The following is a 20175-nucleotide window of genomic DNA, read 5'->3' as shown; positions in this document are numbered from 1 at the left end:
CGGTTATACCTTTTAGCTATATCAGCCATTTCTGCCTCGATTTGCTTGGGATTTATGATACATTTAAGCATAAATCGATACAGCGAGGTGTAGCAGATGAAGCCGGATTTGCGATCAAGATGGACAGAAGGTGTTATTGTAGGCGACGGAGCAATGGGAACCTATTTATATCAGCTGGGATTCCCGGTAGGCATCTCCTATGAGGAGCTGAACCTGCTGAGTCCGCATATTATTGAAGATGTGCATCGACAGTATGTCACTGCAGGAGCAGAAATGCTGGAGACGAATACCTTTTCCGCCAATCATGAAAAGCTGGCCAAATATGGGCTTGAACATAAAGTAGAAGAAATTAACCGTGCCGGTGTACGTATTGCCAGGCAGGCAGCCGGGGATCAGGCTTATGTGGTTGGATCGGTCGGTGCGATCCGGGAAGGCAAACGTTCGAATACGCCGCTTCTGCAGCTTCGCAAATATTTCAGACAGCAGCTGAATGCGATATTGGAAGAAGGGGTCGATGGCATTCTGCTGGAGACATTCTTCGAGCTGGAGGAGCTGGCTGTTGCGCTGAAGCAAGTGCGCAAACTGACCGATATTCCGGTTATCTGCCAATTAACGGTGGAGGATGCAGTGCGTACACTGGATGGGTACAGTCTGCCGGATGCTTTTGCCATTCTGACAGAAGCTGGAGCAGACATGGTAGGGCTGAACTGCCGCGTCGGTCCAAATGGAACGATGCGGGCATTGGAATATGTACGTGGCAAAGTATCACTGCCGCTATCAGTGTATCCGGATGCCGGTGTAGCCAGCTATGTGGATGGTGAGTACCGCTACAAGGCGAAGCCTTCGTATTTTGGACAGAGTTCGGTTCGCTTGGCAGAGCTGGGTGCCAGAGTAATCGGCGGCTGCTGTGGAACGACGCCAAAGCATATTGCTGCGATTGCTCGTGCACTGGCTGATTATGTGCCGGCACCACTCGACTTTTCGAATGTTCGCGTTCCTTCACCACAGGTTAGTATTACAATGGAGAAGGATATTCTAGGCGGCTGGGGCTCCGATCGGGAGGATGTACCGCCTACACTGGTTGAATTGGTCCAAGAACGACCGACGGTTATCGTGGAACTTGATCCGCCGCGTGATCTGGATATTACAGGCTTTATGGCTGGAGCCGAAGCGCTCAAAAAGGCTGGGGCCGATGCTGTAACCATGGCGGATAATTCACTTGCTGTTACGCGGATGAGCAATATGGCGCTGGCTCATCTGGTTCAGCGGGAGACCGGACTTCGTCCGCTCGTGCATGTAACATGCCGGGATCGCAATATGATCGGTAATCAGTCACATATGATGGGGCTGAATGCACTGGGCGTGGATCATATCCTCGCGGTCACAGGCGATCCATCCAAGTTCGGTGATCTGCCTGGCGCAAGCTCGGTCTACGATATGACTTCATTTGACATGATCCGTATGATCAAGCAGTTGAATGAGGGAATAGCTTTCTCGGGCAAAGTACTCAAGCATCGTGCACGTTTTGTAGTCGGGGCTGCTTTTAACCCGAATGTGAAGCATCTGGACAAAGCGGTACAGCGTCTGGAGAAGAAAATCGCTGCAGGTGCCGACTATATCATGACCCAGCCAGTCTATGATGAACAGCTGATTCGTGATATGTATGAAGCAACCAAACACCTGAGCGTTCCTATTTTTATCGGTATTATGCCGCTGGCCAGTGGACGCAATGCGGAATACCTGCATAATGAGGTACCTGGGATTCAGCTGCCTGATCATATTCGCGGCCGTATGGCAGGGCTCGAAGGACCGGATGCCAGACAAACGGGTGTCGCTATCGCCCGTGAGCTGGTGGATGTGGCCCTGGAGTATTTTAATGGAATTTATATCATGACTCCATTTATGTTGTACGATATGAGTGCACAGCTTACTGAATATGTATGGGCAAAAGCAAAGCAGCGTCCAAACCCCTTGTTTCATGGTAAATAATCAATTACAATAGAATAACGGATGTGATGCCGATGTCATTCAGTATGACCGGATACGGTCAGTCCGCCGTGCAATATGGCGGCTACAAAATCCAGATTGAAGTCAAATCCGTCAATCATCGCTACTGCGAAGTGATGCTCCGGCTGCCCCGTGAATGGGCTGGCCTGGAGGATACGCTGCGCAAGCTGGTACAGAGCCAGCTGAAGCGGGGACGGATTGATGTGTTTGTAAATAAGGAGCAGGATGGCGGCGAACAGGCAGCATTGAAGCTGGATCAGGCAGCAGTCCGATCCTATATTCAGGCAGCCCGTGAGCTTCAGCAGTTTGAGGAGCTGGAAGGCCGGCTGGATATTAATCAGCTGCTGGCGCTGCCCGGGGTCATGACCGTTCAGGAGAATGGGAACGATGATGATCCGGAGCAGTGGAGAGAGCTGCTGGAGCAAGGTCTAGGCGAAGCGCTGACAGGCCTGCTTGAGATGCGTGCCAGAGAAGGGCGTCATCTGGCAGAAGATCTGCGCGGACGACTCGATCATCTGGAGCAGCTCTATACCGAGATGCGGCGTCTGGCTCCTACAGTCGTAGAAGAACATCGTGTCCGGCTGCGGCAACGTTTATCCGAACTGCAGGACGGAAGTTTTCACTGGGATGAATCCCGTGTGGGAATGGAAATCGCCATTTTTGCGGATCGTTCCAATATTGACGAAGAATTAACACGTCTGGCGAGTCATTTTGAACAGTTCAGAAATCTGCTGCATACCGATGATCCGATTGGACGTAAAATGGATTTTTTGCTTCAGGAAATGAACCGGGAAGTGAACACGATTGGTTCCAAAGCTAATCATCTGGCTCTAGTTAACCATGTCGTCGAGATGAAAGCGGAGCTGGAAAAAATCCGTGAACAAGCCGCCAATTTGGAATAAAGACCAACAAGCGACCTTATTTCGGCGCGATTGAGTCAAATGTATAGGGGGAAAAACCTGAAGATGGCAATCAAACTTATCAATATTGGCTTTGGTAATATTGTATCAGCGAACCGGATTATCTCCATCGTAAGTCCGGAATCCGCGCCAATCAAACGTATTATTCAGGAAGCGCGTGATCGTCATATGCTGATCGATGCCACCTACGGAAGACGTACCCGTGCGGTTATCATCACAGACAGCGATCATGTTATCCTGTCGGCTGTACAGCCGGAGACTGTAGCACATCGTCTGTCTCTCAAAGACGACGATAACGACGAATAAACAAAAACAGGCTGTCGGCCTCCTTGCTTCGGTAATGACCGTCGGCAGCCCTACATTGGAGTGTACCATGTCTAAGGGATTATTATTTGTATTATCCGGTCCGTCCGGTGTGGGTAAAGGAACTGTAAGCGCAGAACTGCGTATCCGCAAGCCTGAGCTGATCTATTCGGTATCGGCGACGACTCGTCAGCCGCGAACTGGCGAAGTCGATGGAGTGAACTATTTCTTCAAGACACATGATGAGTTCAAAAAGATGATTGATAACGATATGCTGCTGGAATATGCGGAATATGTGGGTAATCATTATGGAACGCCGCGTGATTTTGTGGATAGAACGCTTGAGGCAGGTAATGATATTTTCCTGGAAATTGAAGTACAGGGCGCATTGAAAGTGATGGAGAAGTTTCCAGAAGGCGTATTTATTTTCCTGACCCCTCCATCATTTGAAGAACTGCAGAACCGTCTGCAAAATCGGGGAACCGAGACGCTGGACACCATCAACAACCGTATGACTGTTGCTGCAGATGAACTCGAAATGATGAAGCATTACGATTATGCAGTAGTCAATGATGAGATTGATCTGGCGTGCAAGCGTATCGAGAGCATTATTATTGCCGAGCATTGCAAGATCCGCAAATAAGAGGCTGAAGCCTGAGCTTCCGGCCCGATGAAGAGGTGCTTAATTCATGTTATATCCTTCTATTGATGAAATGATGAACAAAGTAGACAGCAAGTATTCCCTCGTTGTAGCAGCTTCTCGCCGTGCAAGACAACTGCGCGACGGCAGCAAAAGTGAACTTCATGATCCACGTTCCCACAAGTATGTAGGTGTGGCATTGGAAGAAATCTACAATGACAACATCAAAATCGAGCGCAGAACCGAAGCCGAGCTGGAGCAAAGCGATCGCGAAAACAAATAAATCTCACTGCAGCGGCGTTGGCAGTATGGCGCCTGTTACAGAGATATAGTATCAACAGTCGGCCAATATACCGACTGACAAGGATAACAACCGTGAGGTTGTTATTTTTTGTGTTCATATGTATACACAGATAACCGGAAGAAGGTCTTTCTTCCGGTTACTTTTTTTGCGGAAAAGAGGTATAATTAAGGGATTGAACATGATTTCGTCCAAGGGCTGAATGTTCGATCTTTTTTTGCACAAATGGTTTTATACACAGTCTATAATCCACTATCATATTATATATTTTAACGATATCAGTTACAGGGAAATGAAAGAAACGGACTCTTGTATGACTTTCTTTATTTCCAATTATTCTATAGGAAAGCAGGGGGAACAGATGCTACGAGGTAAAAAGATCGTACTCGGTATTACCGGCGGTATTGCAGCCTACAAAGCGGCTGCGCTGTGTAGTGGTCTGGTAAAGCAGGGAGCTGATGTGCATGTCATCATGACGGAATCGGCATCCAAGTTTATTACAGAGCTGACGCTGCAGACACTTTCCCGTAATCCGGTTCATATTGATACATTTGACGAGCGCAATCCGGAAGTCGTTACTCATATCCATCTGGCGGATCTGGCAGATCTGGTACTGATCGCGCCGGCGACAGCTAATACGATTTCCAAAATGACGCTCGGTCTGGCAGACGATATGCTTTCTTCCATGCTATTAGCGACTACTGCACCGGTTATGGTCGCGCCCGCAATGAATGTGCATATGTACCAGCATCCCGCGATCATCCAGAACATGAATACACTCGTGAATCGTGGTGTACTGATGATTGAGCCGGGGGAAGGCATGCTCGCTTGTGGCTATGTAGGCAAAGGGCGTCTGGAAGAACCGGAGACTATTATTCGTGTAGTGAACGATTTCTTTGCTGCCCAGCAGCAGCGCGAAGAGATGCGACATCTGCTGGCCGGACGCAAAGTAACGGTAACCGCAGGAGGTACCATAGAACGTATTGATCCTGTCCGTTATATCACCAATGATTCTTCAGGCAAAATGGGGATAGCAGTTGCTCGCGCCGCCCATGCGATGGGAGCTGAAGTACGTCTGATCGCTGGTTCCATACAGGTGCCGCTTCCCGAAGGAATCGATACAGTACAGGTGCAATCAGCACAGGATATGTATGAAGCAGTACTCGGAGAATGGAATCATACGGACATCATGGTTCAGACCGCTGCTGTTGCCGATTATCGTCCCAAGACCGTTCATTCTACCAAAATAAAGAAAAAAGATGAAGATTTGGTACTTGAACTGGAAAAAACTATCGATATTCTGGAAAGTCTCGGTCAGCGCAAACAACAACAGTTCCTGATCGGTTTTGCCGCAGAAACCAATAATGTTGCCGAATATGCAATGGACAAAGTAAAGCGCAAAAACTGCGATCTGCTGGTAGCCAACGATGTCACCAAAGCTGGAGCAGGCTTTGGTACCGATACAAATAAAGTACAGATCTATGATGCCCGAGGACTGGTAGAAGATCTGCCGCTGATGAGCAAATATGATGTGGCATTTCAATTATTGCAGATTGCTGTAAGCCGGCTGAACGGGGTGTCTGCTTCATGAGCAGGATTGCCCAGGTCATTGTCGATGTACCTAGCCGGGGCACAGATCGACCCTTTGACTATCTGATTCCCGAATCCATGAAAGGATGGCTGGAAATCGGCAGTCGGGTGGGGGTTCCTTTTGGTCCGCGGACACTGCAAGGATTTGTAGTGGGGCTGAGTATGGAATCAGACACTCCTCCGGTCAAGCTCAAGCCGATCAAGGAACTGCTCGATCTGACGCCTCCGTTGTCCGAGGATTTGGTTGAATTATCGGAATGGATGAGTGCTCGGTATGCATGCCACCGGATTACGGCACTTCAAGTGATGCTGCCTGCAGCGCTCAAAGGCAAGGCGGAACGCTATATCCGTGTAACCGACCGTTCGGAATGGGGAGAACGCGGATCTGATTTGCAGCGTGATCCGGACGAGCCGGTCTTGTTTGAAAGTATGGATGAGCTTACGGATACGGAAGCGCAGATTGTAGCCCATATCCAGAAGCAGCAGGAAGTGCGGATGGAGCATCTGACCCGCAAATTTGTCAGTCATGCCGATGTGATCAAGCAGTTGCTGCAGCGAGGTGTCTTATCCGAGAGCCGCAGTATTCGTGACAAAGTGCAGAAAAAAACAATCCGAACCGTGGCACTGCATTTGCCAGAGGATGAGATTCGTACCATTATTGAAGAATTCCCGGCCAAAGCACGGCGCCAAAAAGAAGTACTTACTTTTATTGCAGATACCGGCGGCGAGATTCCGCTCAAGGATATTATGAGTGTACTCGGTGTAACGGCAGGAACCGTCAAATCACTCGCGGATAAAGGTTATATTGTAATTCGTGATATGGAAGTGTTCCGCGATCCTTACAAAAATCATAGTTTCGCTCCGAGTCAGCCGTTTGTACTGACCGATGAACAACAGATGGTCTACAATGCGATCGTACAGCGTCTGGATACACGTACCGAAGGCGAATTTCTCGTTCATGGGATTACAGGAAGCGGCAAGACCGAAGTGTATTTACAATCGATTCAGCGCGTTATCGAGCAGAATCGGCAGGCTATTATGCTGGTGCCGGAGATTGCACTGACTCCCCAGATGGTAGAACGTTTCAAAAGCCGTTTTGGTGATCATGTAGCCGTTATGCACAGCCGTCTATCCAGTGGAGAACGTTATGACGAATGGCGCAAAATCCGCGAGGGCCAGGCACTTGTAGCGATTGGCGCGCGATCGGCCATTTTTGCTCCTTTTGCTAACCTGGGTCTGATTATTATGGACGAGGAGCATGAGACCTCGTACAAGCAGGAAGAGAGTCCCAAGTATCATGCACGTGACGTAGCAGTACGTCGCGCTCATCAGCATGGAGCAGTGGTCATTCTCGGCTCGGCGACGCCGTCACTGGAAAGTTACCATGCAGCCCGTTCCCAGAGCAGCGACGAATTCAATCCGGCACTGCTGGAAATTCACGGACGTGCACTTGGAAGTGATTTGCCGGAAGTTCATATCGTCGATATGCGAGAAGAACTCAAGGAAGGCAATCGCTCCATGTTCAGCCGTCCGCTGCATCAAGCGATCGAAGACCGTTTGGAGAAAAAGCAGCAGATTGTGCTGCTGCTGAACCGGCGGGGTCACTCGACCTTTGTGATGTGCCGTACCTGCGGCTATGTAGCGGAATGTCCGAACTGCGATATTTCACTGACATTCCATCAGCGTTCCAACAATCTGCGCTGTCATTACTGTGGACATGCGCAGCCGGCGCCCGAGATCTGTCCAGAGTGTGGCAGTGAGCACATACGCTACTTTGGTACAGGCACCCAGCGGGTTGAGGAAGAACTTGCCAAGCTGTTTCCGGGCATACGCGTTGTACGCATGGATGTGGATACGACGACGCAAAAAGGTTCGCACGAGAAGCTGCTGAACCAGTTTCGCGATAAACAGGCCGATCTGCTGCTGGGTACACAGATGGTCGCCAAAGGACTGGATTTCCCGGATGTGACGCTGGTTGGTGTTATCGCTGCGGATTCCGCACTGCATTTACCGGATTTCCGTGCAGCCGAGAAAACGTTCCAGCTACTGACCCAGGTAGCAGGCCGGGCAGGACGACACCATTTGCCAGGTGAAGTTATCGTACAGACGTACAATCCGGATCATTATTCGGTTGTACATGCCAGTCGTCATGATTATGCTTCTTTTGTACGCGAGGAACTCAAGCATCGTCAGGTGCTCAGCTATCCGCCATACTGCCGGTTGGCACTGATTACCTTTTCCCATGAAAAGCTTCCGCTGCTCGTACGAATCGCCGAGAATTATGTGCAGATGGTCAAGGATCAGTCGCATAAGCTTGGCTGGCTCGGTAGTCTGGAGCGTTTCTCGACAGAAGCACTCGATGTACTGGGACCCGTCGCTTCCCCAATTCCAAGACTGAAAAATAGATACAGATTCCAATGTATGATAAAATGGCGTGGAGATATGGACGTGGCCCGGCTGGCAGAGCAATTATCTGAACAGCTCCAGGACAGCGTACGTGATAAAGATCTTCAGATCAGCATCGACGTAGACCCGCAGGTATTGATGTAATCATCCGTGAAATAATGATCCAGGATATACATTTCCAGTATCATAATGGATCGCGGCCAAGGGCTATAACGGATATGGGATAGCTAGAGCAGAAGGGCAGCAGCTGTTGAAGTGCTGCCCTGTACTTTGCGCACAAACAGAAATATCTGTCAGACAGAGAATGACAGTATGCACTGCATCTATGTGCAATTGAAATCTGTAATGCACAGCAATAAACACTTGTAATGTAGAACAAATAAAGGATGGGATACCCGATGGCTATTCGTATTATTGTAAAAGAACCTGATGAAGTATTGCATAAAAAAGCAAAAGAAGTTACCAAAATCACCCCTAATGTACAAAAGCTGCTGACCGATATGGCAGACACAATGTATGATGCAGATGGCGTAGGTCTGGCTGCACCACAGGTCGGTATACTAAAACGCGCTATCGTCGTGGACGTAGGCGATGAACACGGTCTGATCGAATTGATCAATCCGGAGATTGTAGCCAGTAGCGGAGAACAGCTCGGTTCGGAAGGCTGTCTAAGCATCCCGGCACTGAACGGTGAAGTTCGCCGTGCGATGGAAGTGACCGTCAAAGGCCTGGATCGTAACGGGAAAGAAATAACTATTACCGGAAGCGAACTGCTTGCACGTGCGCTTCAGCATGAGATTGATCATTTGAACGGTGTACTATTTACCGATATTGCCGAGCGTGTCTATGACCGCAGACTGGATGAGGAAGGAGAATAAGCTTTGACTGTTAAAATTGCATTTATGGGAACACCTGATTTTGCCGTGGCCAGCTTGAATGTACTACTGGAAGAAGGAATGAATGTGGTCTGTGTAGTCACGCAGCCGGATCGTCCACAGGGACGCAAAAAAGTATTGACGCCTACTCCAGTCAAAGCAGCAGCTATGGAGCATGGACTGCCTGTATTGCAGCCACAGCGTATGCGCAGTCCTGAAGCGGTAGCCGAGCTGGCTGCCTATGAACCGGACCTGATCGTAACAGCTGCCTATGGACAGATTTTGCCAAAAGCGGTACTTGATCTGCCTCGTCTGGGTTGTGTAAATATTCATGGCTCGCTGCTGCCAAAATACCGTGGTGGAGCACCTATTCAGCGCTCTATCATTAATGGCGAGACCGTAACCGGTATTACACTGATGTATATGGCAGAAGGACTCGATACCGGAGATATGATTTCCCGTCTGGAAGTTCCAATTACAGATGAAGATACCTCAGGTACATTATTTGCCAAAATGAGTGAGGCTGGAGCCGTACTGCTGCGTCAGGAGCTGCCGCGTCTACTGCAAGGACCGGTTGAGGCGGAGCCGCAGGATGATGAGCAGGCGACGTACGCGCCCAATCTGACACGTGATGACGAGAAGATCGACTGGTCGAAAGACAGCCGGTCCATTTATAACCATATTCGTGGACTGGTACCTTTTGCCGGTGGATTCACCCTCTGGAATGATGAAGTATTCAAAGTATGGAAAACCCTTCAGCCTGATCTAGCGGCTGCATTACCTGCGGGAGCGACTAATGCTGCACCGGGTACTGTCGTAGATATGGGAACTGAAGGTATTACCGTCCGTACGGGGGATGGCGTTATTACACTAACCGAAGTACAGCCAGCCGGTAAAAAAGCACTGCGTGCGGCAGACTATGTACGCGGTACATCCCTGACCAAAGGTACGGTGTTCCAGTGAGCGACGACAAGAAGAAAAGAAGCAACGGACAAGAGCGTTCCGCTGGCAGTCAATCAGCTCGTCCAAAGCATAATGTTCAGCATCAACGCAGCGGCGGTGGAGCGAGTCGCAAGCTGTCCGCCCGCGATGTGGCGCTGAATGTACTGACCGACGTAGAGGTGGAAGGTTCCTATAGTAACCTTAAGCTGAATCAGGCATTGATCCAGGCAGATCTGGAACGTTCGGATGCAGGTCTTGCTACAGAACTCGTTTACGGTACGGTAGCTCATCTCAATACAATTGATTATTTTCTTGACCAGCTGGTTGCCAAAGGCACCCAAAAGCTGCAGCCATGGGTACGCAACCTGCTGCGTATGAGCTTTTACCAGATTTATTACCTGGATCGCATTCCGTCTCACGCAGCGGTGAACGAAGCCGTCAATATTGCCAAACGTCGTGGACATCAGGGTGTATCCGGCATGGTAAATGGCGTGCTGCGTAATGTGCTTCGTCAGCTGGATGAATTATCGATTCCGGAAGGTCTGCCAACCGCACAACGTATATCGCTGCAGTACTCTCATCCCCAGTGGATGGTGAAACGCTGGATCAAGCAGTATGGCGCAGAGACGACCGAGCAGATCTGTATGTCCAACAATGAACCGCCTGCGGTCAGCGTACGGGTCAATACGTTCCGGATTTCCCGGGATGAAATGATGCGGACGATGAATGAAGCCGGTTATTATGCTCAGCCTTCGGCAGTAGCACCGGATGGTATTCTGGTAGGTGGCAGTGGCAATATGGCACTGACAGATTGGTATCGCGAAGGTCTGATCTCCATTCAGGATGAAAGTTCCATGCTGGTCGCGGAAGCGGTACAGCCGCAGCCGGGTATGAAAGTGCTGGACTGCTGTGCAGCTCCGGGCGGCAAGACAGCTCATATGGCTGAGAAAATGAATGATCAGGGACAAATTATTGCCAATGATATTCATGATCACAAGCGCAAGCTGATCGATGATCAGGCACAGCGCCTGCATCTGAATATGATCGAGACAGCGATCGGGGATGCACTCACACTGACCGACCGTTATCCGGCAGCTTCCTTTGACCGGATTCTGCTGGATGCACCGTGCTCGGGGCTTGGCGTTATCCGTCGCAAACCGGATCTGAAATGGAATAAATCTCCGCAGGATATCCAGGAGATTTCCGAGCTTCAGCAGCAGCTGATCCGCCAGGTATCTACCCTGCTCAAGCCGGGTGGTATTCTGGTCTATAGCACCTGTACAATCGAGTACAGTGAGAATGAATATGTAGTACGCAGTTTCCTGGAAGAGAATCCTTCATTTGAAGCAGCAGACACACCACTGGCACCTTTACAGGAAGCAGCTGCCAAACAGCGCGGCTCGTCAGGCAAAAAAAGTAACGAATCCAGTATCGGTCTGCAAATATTGCCGCAGGATTATCATTCGGACGGATTTTATATTGCGGCTTTACGCAGAATGAGTTAGTATAGGGTCTTAGCACAACTACGGATACACAATAACGGCCTACAGCGGGTACGTCAGGCAATGCTTTCGCTTTAAAATAGCAGAAGCTGGCGGGCACCTCTTTAGGCTTTCTTTTTTTTGTGCTAAAATAGTAAAGATGCAAACCCGATGTAACCTGTATTGTAAATGTACAAAAATAAGAGATGAAGAATAGGTGTGATAAATTCAATGAAACCCTTTATATATGATTATTCACTGGAAGATCTCCAGGCATGGGTGCAAGAAAATAGCGAGCCTGCTTTCCGGGCAGGACAAATTTTTGACTGGCTGTATGTGAAGCGTGTATCTTCTTTTGAGGAAATGACGAACCTTTCCAAAGGACTGCGCGCCAAGCTGAACGACCAGTTTTCTTTTGTGACACTGAGCGAAATCACCAAGCTGCAATCCAAGGATGGCACGGTGAAATTCCTGTTTGGTCTGCATGATGATCATGCGATTGAGACAGTTATCATGCGTCACAACTATGGTAACAGTATCTGTGTAACAACACAGGTAGGCTGCCGCATCGGTTGCACATTCTGTGCGTCGACACTGGGCGGTCTGAAGCGTAACCTGACAGCAGGCGAGATTGTAGCTCAGGTCGTTCAGGCACAGAAAATCCTGGATGAGACCAATGAGCGTGTCAGCAGTATCGTAATCATGGGTTCGGGTGAGCCGTTCGAGAACTACGAAGCAACCATGAAATTCCTGCGTATCATGATTCACGAAAAAGGTCTGAATATCGGCCAGCGTCATATCACTGTATCTACAAGTGGTATCGTACCGAATATCTATAAATTTGCAGACGAAGAAACCCAGATCAATCTGGCGATCTCCATTCATGCACCAAATGACAAGCTGCGTTCCAAGCTGATGCCGGTTAACCGTCGCTTCCCGTTTGATGATGTAATGAAATCCCTGCATTATTATATGGAAAAAACAGGACGTCGTATTACATTTGAATATGCACTGATCGGCGGCGTGAATGACCGTCCGGAGCATGCCGAAGAATTGGCAAATGTTCTTAAGGATATGATGTGTCACGTCAACCTGATCCCTGTCAATTATGTACCTGAACGTAACTATGTGCGTACACCACGCAAAGATATTTTTGAATTCCAGCGTATTCTGGCGGATAAAGGCGTTAATGTAACGATCCGTCGTGAACAGGGTCATGATATCGCTGCGGCCTGCGGACAGTTGCGGGCGAAGCACATGGAATCGACAGCGAGGTGATCAGAGTTGATTAGAGCAGCGCAGCTGAGTGATAAGGGACGCGTTCGACAGGTGAATGAGGATTCGGTGTGGATCGGTAGTATACAGGAAGAATATATACTTGGTATTGTGGCAGACGGAATGGGCGGCCATCGGGCAGGCGATACAGCCAGCCAGCTGGCCGTCCAGACTGTAGTAAGCGATCTGCAGGGGCTGGAGGCCGGATTATCGGCCGAAGCCTGCCGTGCAGCGCTTCATGACGCGATTTTGCATGCCAATGACATTGTTTTTCATATGGCAAAGACGAACAGCGATTACTACAACATGGGAACGACGATCGTAGCGGCACTTCTGCGAGGCAATCAAGGCATTATCGGACATATTGGAGACAGCCGTGCCTATCTGGTCGGAGAGGACGAACTGCGTTTGTTAACGCAGGATCATAGCCTCGTCAATGAGCTGCTCAAGACCGGACAGATCAGTCAGGAAGAAGCTGCTGCCCATCCGCGCCGTAATGTACTGACACGTGCGCTGGGAACAGATTCCGAAGTGAGTGTAGAGCTGGATGATATTCAATTATCCTCGGGAGAAGTGCTGCTGCTCTGCAGCGATGGATTGACCAATATGGTTACCGGTGATCAGATCGAGACCGTTGCACTGGCAGGTATTCCACTGGAAGACCGTGCCAAGCATCTGGTTGCTCTTGCACTGGAAGCCGGTGGCGAAGATAATATCACGGTTGCCTTGTTCGAGGTCAATGACTCTGCACCCAGGTCGGATACAAAGGGGTGGACATCGTGATAGGACGTATTCTGGGCGGTCGTTATGAAGTATTGGAAGAAATCGGCGGCGGTGGCATGGCACTCGTTTATCGTGCCAAAGATGTACTGCTAAACCGTCATGTAGCGATCAAGGTACTGCGTCAGCAATTTGTATATGATGAAGAATTTATTCGCAGATTTCGCCGTGAAGCTCAATCAGCGGCATCGTTGTCCCATCCGAATGTTGTCAGTATTTATGATGTAGGACAAGAAGATGATATTCATTACATCGTTATGGAATATGTAAATGGCCAGAATCTGAACGAAATTATCAAAGAACGTGCTCCTTTGCCTGTTGAGGAAGCGGTACGAGTTGCAACGCAAATCTGTGATGCACTGGAACATGCGCATCATAATCAGATTATTCACCGCGATATCAAGCCGCATAATATATTGATCGGTCGTAATGGACGAGTAAAAGTAACGGACTTTGGTATTGCCCGTGCAGTTACATCGACGACCATTACCCAGACAGGCTCTGTTATCGGTTCTGTACATTATTTTTCTCCCGAACATGCCAAAGGGGTAACAACTGGAGAAAAATCCGATCTTTATTCGCTCGGGATTGTGCTTTATCAGATGCTGACCGGCAGATTGCCTTTCCAGGGGGAGAGCCCTATCAGTGTTGCGCTGAAGCATCTGCAGGATGAGTTCGAAGATCCAAGACTCATTAACCCGCTGATTCCGCAGAGCGTAGAGAATATTATACTTAAATCAATGCGTAAAAATCCGGCGGAACGATATCATTCTGCCCATGATATGCTAACGGATCTGGATACCTGTTTGCTGCCGGAGCGCAGCACAGAATCCAGAGTCTACTTTGCGAGTAATGATGATGACGAGCAGACCAAGGTCGTATCGGCGATTCGCCCTAATTCAATCCCGGTCGGTCTGCCGGATGATGAGGTGCGAAGCATGGAGAGAGACCGAGGCAAAAGTAAAGCTACAGCAGCTTCCAAACAGAACAACCGTAAAAAAACGATAATCATTGTCTCTTCGGTACTGGCTGTATTGCTGATCATGTTCTTAATTGTATTCTATGTAAATCAGACGCTGAACAAGGATGAAGTTACGGTACCGAGTGTTACGAATATGACGGAAACACAGGCAAGAGTGGAATTGGCTAAATACGGTCTGGATATTGCAGAAGATGTACATCGGGAATATCAGGAGGGCATTGCCCCAGGTACGGTGTATGAGCAGGATCCACAGCCAAATACGACAGTCAAGCAGAACACGAAGATCAAACTCAGTGTCGCTATGGCCAAAGAACTTAAAAAAATGCCTGATTTTACAAATTCGACCTATGATGATGCCCGCAAAGAATTGATCGAAATGGGCTTCAAGGATGATCAGATTGCCAGACAGGACCAAAATAACGACAGTGTAGAAGCAGGCAAGGTATTTGACCAGAAACCTGGAGCGAACGAAGATGTAGATCCGGAATCCCAACCGGTTACATTAATCGTAAGCAAAGGCGTATCTACTACCTCGGTACCGTCTGTAGCAGGGATCAGCCAGTCGGATGCCCAATCCAAAATTTCCTCTGCCGGTCTGAAAGTAGGCAATGTACAGCAGGAAGCAAGCTATACAGTCGATAAAGGTAAAGTAACTCGCCAGAATCCACAGTCCGGTGGTTCGGTGACCAAAGGAAGTGCAGTGGATATATGGGTAAGCACCGGCTATCCGCCGGAAGCGTTGAACTACACATATACCGTATCTGTACCGCCAGCTACAGCAGGCAAGACCAGCAAGATTAATATTGTCTATACAGATGCCCGTGGTGCCGATCGCGACTGGGGAACCAAAACGATTGATTCCCGTAAATCGCTGCAGGTCAATATGGTGCTGGATCCTAACCAAAATGGTGTCGTTAAGGTCTACCGTGATGGTCAGTTCCTGGATACTTTTGCAATTGGGTACAATGAAGCTAAGCAGGGAACACTGTCCGAAGGTGTAGTAGAGCCTGAAAATACCGGAGAAGTGACACCGCCACCGGAGACAACAACTCCTCCAGCCGAAGAGACCACTCCTCCAGAAGATGAAGGGACAGTTGATCCTGTTCCTGGTGAAGGAAACGGAAATGGAAATGGTCTCGGTAATGGTAATGGACAAGGGAATGGTCAGGGTAACGGCAATGGAAATACCGATGATACGGGCAGTGATACCAGTACGCCCTAATCGTAGATCATGACTCAACATGCAAGATCAATGAGAGGACGGATTACATGCCAGAAGGCTTAATCGTCAAAGCACTAAGCGGATATTATTATGTAAAACCCGAGCAGACAGATGAAGCGATCCCTGCGGATCAACCGGATACGATACAGTGCCGCGGCCGCGGAATCTTCAAAAAAAGAGGGGAATCCCCACTGGTTGGCGATCAGGTTATCTTTTCATTCACTGAGAATGGTGAAGGTATGGTAGATGAAATACTGCCACGGAGGACGGAATTGATCCGTCCTCCTGTGGCTAATATTCGTCAGGCTGTACTGCTTTTTTCCGTAAAAGAACCCGATCTGAGCCTGATTCTGCTGGACAAATTCCTGGTACATATCGAGCATGCGGGTCTGGAACCATTGATCTGTTTTACCAAAATGGATTTGCTGCGTGAAGAAGATACAGCGATGCGTCAGGCTGTAGAGCAGGCCAGACAGCTATATGAAGATATTGGCTATCAGGTTATTCTTACCAGTGCCGAGCAGGATCTGGGTACCGATCAGATTCGTCAAGAGCTGAATAACAAGATCAGCATGTTTGCCGGACAGTCAGGTGTGGGTAAATCTTCTTTGCTGAACAAAGTCATTCCCGGCAGCGATCTGAACACCAGTGAAATCAGTATGCGTCTCGGTCGTGGTAAGCATACGACCCGTCATGTGGAACTGATCGAACTGGAAGGTGGCGGCTATGTAGCAGATACGCCGGGCTTCAGTCAATTGAACTTTACACAACTGGGCGTTGAGGATCTGGGCTCATGTTTCCGTGAATTCAATCGCTATTCGAGTGACTGCAAGTTCCGTGGATGTACCCATCTACACGAGCCGGGCTGCAAAGTTCTGGATGCTCTGGAGAATGGAGAAATTGCCAATAGCAGATACAAGCACTATGAGCAATTTTATCAGGAAATGAAAGACGAGAAACGGAGGTATTAATCATGCATAAAGTGAAAATAGCACCTTCTATTCTGTCAGCTGATTTTGGTAAACTGCTGGCAGAAGTAGCTGATGTAGAGCGCGGTGGAGCCGATTGGGTGCATATTGATGTGATGGATGGTCATTTCGTTCCGAATATTACATTTGGAGCACCGGTGATGCAGTCGATCTCGGCACATACCGGTCTGTTCAAAGATGTTCATCTGATGATCGAAAATCCGGAACGTTATATCGAAGATTTCGTGAAAGCAGGTGCACAGATGATCACCGTTCATGCAGAAGCATGTATCCACCTGCACCGTGTGATTCATCTTATCAAGGAACATGGTATCAAAGCAGGAGTGGCGATTAATCCGGCTACACCGGCAGCGGCGATCCGTGAAGTACTGGAAGATGTAGATCTGGTTCTCGTTATGACAGTGAACCCAGGGTTTGGCGGACAGGCTTTCATTCCGCGTACCGTGAACAAAATTCGTGAGATTCGCGAGTGGGCCAATGCTATGGGTCATACTGCTTTGCATATCGAAGTAGACGGTGGTATTACTGCCTCTACAGCCAAGCAGGTTGTAGAAGCAGGTGCAGACGTACTCGTAGCAGGCAGCGCAGTATTCAATACGCCTGATCGTGCCAAAGCTATTCAGAGTATTCGCGATAGTCTGCACTAAAAAGATCTTCAATCTTGCTGTTCAGGATATGAAGGATTTGAAGAGTAGAGGTCTTATTTTAGCCAACATTCGTGAATTCATTATGATCCTATAAAGATGCATAAGTATAACAAAACGCGCTAATCCTTTAAATGGATTGGCGCGTTTTGTTTGAGATTATATATTTGTTGTTTTATCGATTTGATGATCAATCTATCCGTTATCGAAAATCAAATAGAACTATCGGAAGATAGCAAAAAAGCATCTCTACTCAATAGAGATGCTTTCTTCATGAACATATCATTATACGCGGGTAACTTTACCGGATTTCAAAGCGCGAGTACTTACGTATACGCGTTTTGGTTTACCGTCTACGAGGATGCGAACTTTTTGAACGTTCACGCCCCAAGTACGGCGGTTACGGTTGTTAGCGTGGGATACGTTGTTACCGCTGCCAGCTGTTTTACCAGTTACATAACATTTACGAGCCATAGTTACACCTCCTATTTCCGAAAAAGTGCATGAAAACAACACTCATAACATATTATCACAATCAAGAAAGCGACGTCAACACTTCTAAATACTTTATTTATTTCTGTAAAGGGTTATAGTACAATATAAGGTAGTTCAATATGTATTTTTTTTGCATGATTGGCAGGTATCATTCTGCCGACTGACAGGGTGGATTATCCATGCTGCAGAGGTCCGCATGCAGCTGAACAACCTCCACTACACAAAGCTTTGCCCGTTATTGGTACTTGGTACAAGTACGTGGTTCTAAATTATTTGAAACGGGCAGAGAACAGAAAGCGTATAAGTAACCCATATATGCTTTTTTACAATACAAATAAGATCATAGGTACACCTGAAAACGAAAACTCAACAATGCGTTCTGTTCAAATATCATCCCGGACAGAGCTGGTATGGATACATGAGGAAGGGGAATTATCATTGAGTAAGCGTTCTTTAAATGGAACTGATTTTACCGCTATGGTATTGGCGGGAGCGGAGCGTCTGCATCAGCATGCAGAGCACGTCAATTCCCTGAATGTATTTCCTGTGCCGGATGGCGATACAGGAACTAATATGAATCTGACTATGACTGCAGGAGTAAACGAGTTAAAACGCGGCACTTCTCCATTGATCGGTCAGACAGCTACCGTGCTGTCCAAAGGACTGCTTATGGGAGCGCGAGGCAATTCCGGCGTTATTTTATCCCAGTTATTCCGTGGCTTCAGCCGTGCAGCTGCATCGCGTGATGAGCTGAATGCCGCACAATTTGCGGCTGCGCTGCAAAACGGTGTAGAGACAGCCTACAAGGCTGTAGTCAAACCAGTGGAAGGAACGATTCTGACTGTTGCCAAGGAAGCAGCCAAGCACGCTACCTATTATGCGCGTCGAACTACCGATATTACAGAACTGATGGGCGAAGTACTTCGCCGTGCCCAGGAGACGCTGGCACAGACGCAGGAAATGCTGCCTGTACTGAAACAGGTAGGTGTAGTCGATTCCGGCGGACAGGGGCTTGTATATATTTATGAAGGGTTCTATGCCTATCTGCAGAATGGAACCACAGCTACAAGTACGGAGCAGACTTTTGCAGCCGTTCATACAGGCCAGGCTATGCAACCGGGGATGACAGGTACATCCAATCCAGCATCCGCTTCTGCAGTAGCCCAGAACCCTGCATTTGATACACCGATGCCGGCTCAGGCACGCCTGGAAACCGAAGATATCGAATTCCTTTATGATATGGAGTTTTTCATTAATCGTCAGCTGGGACCTAATCGTAATGTTCGTTTTGAAGAAGAGAAGTTCCGTCAAGCGCTGGCTGTAAATGGTGACTCTATTATCGTGATTGCCGATGATGAGGTCATCAAAGTACACGTCCATTCCAAAGCGCCGGGAGAAGTGTTGAATCTGGCGCTGCAGTATGGAGAGATTACGCAAATCCATATTCTGAATATGCGTGAACAACATCGTGATCTGCTGTCTGCCGGACTGGATATTGCGCCTCCGCCGGATCTGTTTGCCGAGATTCCACAAGAACCGCTCGATCCGCAGACAGCCGCTGTTCCTCCTGCCGAAGAAGTAGCCGCTTACGGGCTGATTGCAGTATCGTCAGGCGACGGCATTTCGGAGATTTTCCGTAGCCTTGGTGTAGATGCGATCCTGGCAGGTGGCCAGACAATGAATCCAAGTACTGAAGACTTCGTCAAAGCGGTAGAGAATCTTTCTGCACGTCATATCTTTATTTTGCCGAATAACTCGAATATCGTACTGGCTGCACAGCAGGCACGTGATCTGCTGGAAGGAAGCCGCCAGATTACGGTTATTCCAAGTAAAAGTATTCCACAGGGTATTGCCTCCGCTTTTGCTTTCCAGGAAGACGAGAGTGTGGATATGAACGAGAGTAATATGACCGAAGCACTCGATCATGTGAAATCGGGTCAAGTGACTGTAGCGGTACGTGATACTACCATGGAGAATATCGATATTAAGGAAGGCTATTATATCGGAATTAATAATTCCAAGATTGTGGCTACTGCGCCATCCCTGCTGCAGACTTGTCAGGAACTGCTGTCTTCCATGATTGAGGATGGTCAGGAAGTGGTAACCGTGCTGGTGGGTAATGAAGCGAATGATGCCGATACAACGGCTCTGGCGAGCTGGATCAGCGAGACTTATCCGGATGCCGAAGTGGAGATTCATGAAGGCGATCAGCCGGTATATCATTATCTATTCTCCGTGGAATCCTGAATATAAAAAGTAGGATGCAAGGAATACTGTGAAATTCCTCATGTAGCTGCATCAGGCATTTCACAGCAGTTGTGTT

At 48.4% G+C, this 20175-nt stretch carries 17 protein-coding genes; 16 read left to right on the top strand and 1 reads right to left on the bottom strand.

Features of this window, described 5'->3' with window-relative positions:
* Positions 1 to 96: 96 nt before the first annotated feature.
* The 15 genes from WH46_RS11860 (at position 97) to rpe (ending at position 17360) form a co-directional block, all read left to right on the top strand.
* Positions 97 to 1989 (top strand): bifunctional homocysteine S-methyltransferase/methylenetetrahydrofolate reductase, encoded by a 1893-nt coding sequence (locus WH46_RS11860; RefSeq protein ID WP_046226810.1) that lies wholly within the window; start codon positions 97 to 99, stop codon positions 1987 to 1989.
* A gap of 32 nt (positions 1990 to 2021) precedes the next feature.
* Positions 2022 to 2909 (top strand): YicC/YloC family endoribonuclease, encoded by an 888-nt coding sequence (locus WH46_RS11855; protein WP_046226809.1) that lies wholly within the window; start codon positions 2022 to 2024, stop codon positions 2907 to 2909.
* Positions 2910 to 2972: 63 nt separating this feature from the next.
* Positions 2973 to 3233 carry an extracellular matrix/biofilm regulator RemA gene (remA, locus tag WH46_RS11850; protein WP_017814687.1) on the top strand — a complete coding sequence of 87 codons (261 nt, stop codon included), beginning with the start codon at positions 2973 to 2975 and terminating at the stop codon, positions 3231 to 3233.
* Between the two features lie 67 nt (positions 3234 to 3300).
* On the top strand, positions 3301 to 3873 hold the full coding sequence (gmk, locus tag WH46_RS11845; RefSeq protein ID WP_046226808.1) for a guanylate kinase: 573 nt from the start codon (positions 3301 to 3303) through the stop codon (positions 3871 to 3873).
* A gap of 46 nt (positions 3874 to 3919) precedes the next feature.
* A complete protein-coding gene (gene rpoZ, locus WH46_RS11840) occupies positions 3920 to 4153 on the top strand; it encodes a DNA-directed RNA polymerase subunit omega (RefSeq protein ID WP_017814689.1) in 234 nt (77 codons plus the stop codon).
* A gap of 379 nt (positions 4154 to 4532) precedes the next feature.
* Complete coding sequence (gene coaBC, locus WH46_RS11835) at positions 4533 to 5762, top strand: bifunctional phosphopantothenoylcysteine decarboxylase/phosphopantothenate--cysteine ligase CoaBC (RefSeq protein WP_046226807.1); 1230 nt, start codon at positions 4533 to 4535, stop codon at positions 5760 to 5762.
* A complete protein-coding gene (gene priA, locus WH46_RS11830; RefSeq protein WP_046226806.1) occupies positions 5759 to 8311 on the top strand; it encodes a primosomal protein N' in 2553 nt (850 codons plus the stop codon). The genes coaBC and priA overlap by 4 nt, the downstream gene beginning before the upstream one ends.
* Before the next feature lie 254 nt (positions 8312 to 8565).
* Positions 8566 to 9045, top strand: coding sequence for a peptide deformylase (gene def, locus WH46_RS11825; protein WP_046226805.1), 480 nt, complete (start codon positions 8566 to 8568; stop codon positions 9043 to 9045).
* A 24-nt stretch (positions 9046 to 9069) separates the two neighbouring features.
* Positions 9070 to 10005, top strand: coding sequence for a methionyl-tRNA formyltransferase (gene fmt, locus WH46_RS11820; protein ID WP_046227244.1), 936 nt, complete (start codon positions 9070 to 9072; stop codon positions 10003 to 10005).
* Between the two features lie 134 nt (positions 10006 to 10139).
* Complete coding sequence (gene rsmB, locus WH46_RS11815) at positions 10140 to 11489, top strand: 16S rRNA (cytosine(967)-C(5))-methyltransferase RsmB (protein WP_046227243.1); 1350 nt, start codon at positions 10140 to 10142, stop codon at positions 11487 to 11489.
* 207 nt (positions 11490 to 11696) lie between these two features.
* Positions 11697 to 12743 (top strand): dual-specificity RNA methyltransferase RlmN, encoded by a 1047-nt coding sequence (gene rlmN / locus WH46_RS11810; RefSeq protein WP_017814695.1) that lies wholly within the window; start codon positions 11697 to 11699, stop codon positions 12741 to 12743.
* 6 nt (positions 12744 to 12749) lie between these two features.
* Positions 12750 to 13523: a Stp1/IreP family PP2C-type Ser/Thr phosphatase gene (locus WH46_RS11805; protein WP_046226804.1), complete on the top strand. Its 774-nt coding sequence runs from the start codon at positions 12750 to 12752 to the stop codon at positions 13521 to 13523.
* A complete protein-coding gene (gene pknB / locus WH46_RS11800) occupies positions 13520 to 15724 on the top strand; it encodes a Stk1 family PASTA domain-containing Ser/Thr kinase (RefSeq protein ID WP_046226803.1) in 2205 nt (734 codons plus the stop codon). Before WH46_RS11805 ends, pknB begins: the two co-directional genes overlap by 4 nt.
* A 47-nt stretch (positions 15725 to 15771) precedes the next feature.
* On the top strand, positions 15772 to 16695 hold the full coding sequence (gene rsgA / locus WH46_RS11795) for a ribosome small subunit-dependent GTPase A (RefSeq protein WP_017814698.1): 924 nt from the start codon (positions 15772 to 15774) through the stop codon (positions 16693 to 16695).
* Positions 16696 to 16697: 2 nt separating this feature from the next.
* A complete protein-coding gene (rpe, locus tag WH46_RS11790) occupies positions 16698 to 17360 on the top strand; it encodes a ribulose-phosphate 3-epimerase (protein WP_046226802.1) in 663 nt (220 codons plus the stop codon).
* A gap of 282 nt (positions 17361 to 17642) precedes the next feature.
* Here the strand turns inward: rpe and rpmB are convergent, their stop codons facing one another.
* Positions 17643 to 17831: a 50S ribosomal protein L28 gene (gene rpmB, locus WH46_RS11785; protein WP_017814700.1), complete on the bottom strand. Its 189-nt coding sequence runs from the start codon at positions 17829 to 17831 to the stop codon at positions 17643 to 17645.
* A gap of 459 nt (positions 17832 to 18290) precedes the next feature.
* Between rpmB and WH46_RS11780 the strand changes: the two genes are divergently transcribed.
* Positions 18291 to 20099 (top strand): DAK2 domain-containing protein, encoded by a 1809-nt coding sequence (locus WH46_RS11780; protein ID WP_046226801.1) that lies wholly within the window; start codon positions 18291 to 18293, stop codon positions 20097 to 20099.
* Positions 20100 to 20175: the final 76 nt, after the last annotated feature.

This window comes from Paenibacillus dauci (genome assembly GCF_000971985.1).
GTDB lineage: Bacteria > Bacillota > Bacilli > Paenibacillales > Paenibacillaceae > Saccharibacillus > Saccharibacillus dauci.
This window is presented reverse-complemented; position numbering and strand designations above follow the sequence as displayed.

Coding starts and splice junctions, on each gene's coding strand:
- WH46_RS11860 (WP_046226810.1), top strand. CDS start 97: ATGAAGCCGGATTTGCGATCAAGATGGACAGAAGGTGTTATTGTAGGC.
- WH46_RS11855 (WP_046226809.1), top strand. CDS start 2,022: ATGTCATTCAGTATGACCGGATACGGTCAGTCCGCCGTGCAATATGGC.
- remA (WP_017814687.1), top strand. CDS start 2,973: ATGGCAATCAAACTTATCAATATTGGCTTTGGTAATATTGTATCAGCG.
- gmk (WP_046226808.1), top strand. CDS start 3,301: ATGTCTAAGGGATTATTATTTGTATTATCCGGTCCGTCCGGTGTGGGT.
- rpoZ (WP_017814689.1), top strand. CDS start 3,920: ATGTTATATCCTTCTATTGATGAAATGATGAACAAAGTAGACAGCAAG.
- coaBC (WP_046226807.1), top strand. CDS start 4,533: ATGCTACGAGGTAAAAAGATCGTACTCGGTATTACCGGCGGTATTGCA.
- priA (WP_046226806.1), top strand. CDS start 5,759: ATGAGCAGGATTGCCCAGGTCATTGTCGATGTACCTAGCCGGGGCACA.
- def (WP_046226805.1), top strand. CDS start 8,566: ATGGCTATTCGTATTATTGTAAAAGAACCTGATGAAGTATTGCATAAA.
- fmt (WP_046227244.1), top strand. CDS start 9,070: ATGGGAACACCTGATTTTGCCGTGGCCAGCTTGAATGTACTACTGGAA.
- rlmN (WP_017814695.1), top strand. CDS start 11,697: ATGAAACCCTTTATATATGATTATTCACTGGAAGATCTCCAGGCATGG.
- rsgA (WP_017814698.1), top strand. CDS start 15,772: ATGCCAGAAGGCTTAATCGTCAAAGCACTAAGCGGATATTATTATGTA.
- rpe (WP_046226802.1), top strand. CDS start 16,698: ATGCATAAAGTGAAAATAGCACCTTCTATTCTGTCAGCTGATTTTGGT.
- rpmB (WP_017814700.1), bottom strand. CDS start 17,831: ATGGCTCGTAAATGTTATGTAACTGGTAAAACAGCTGGCAGCGGTAAC.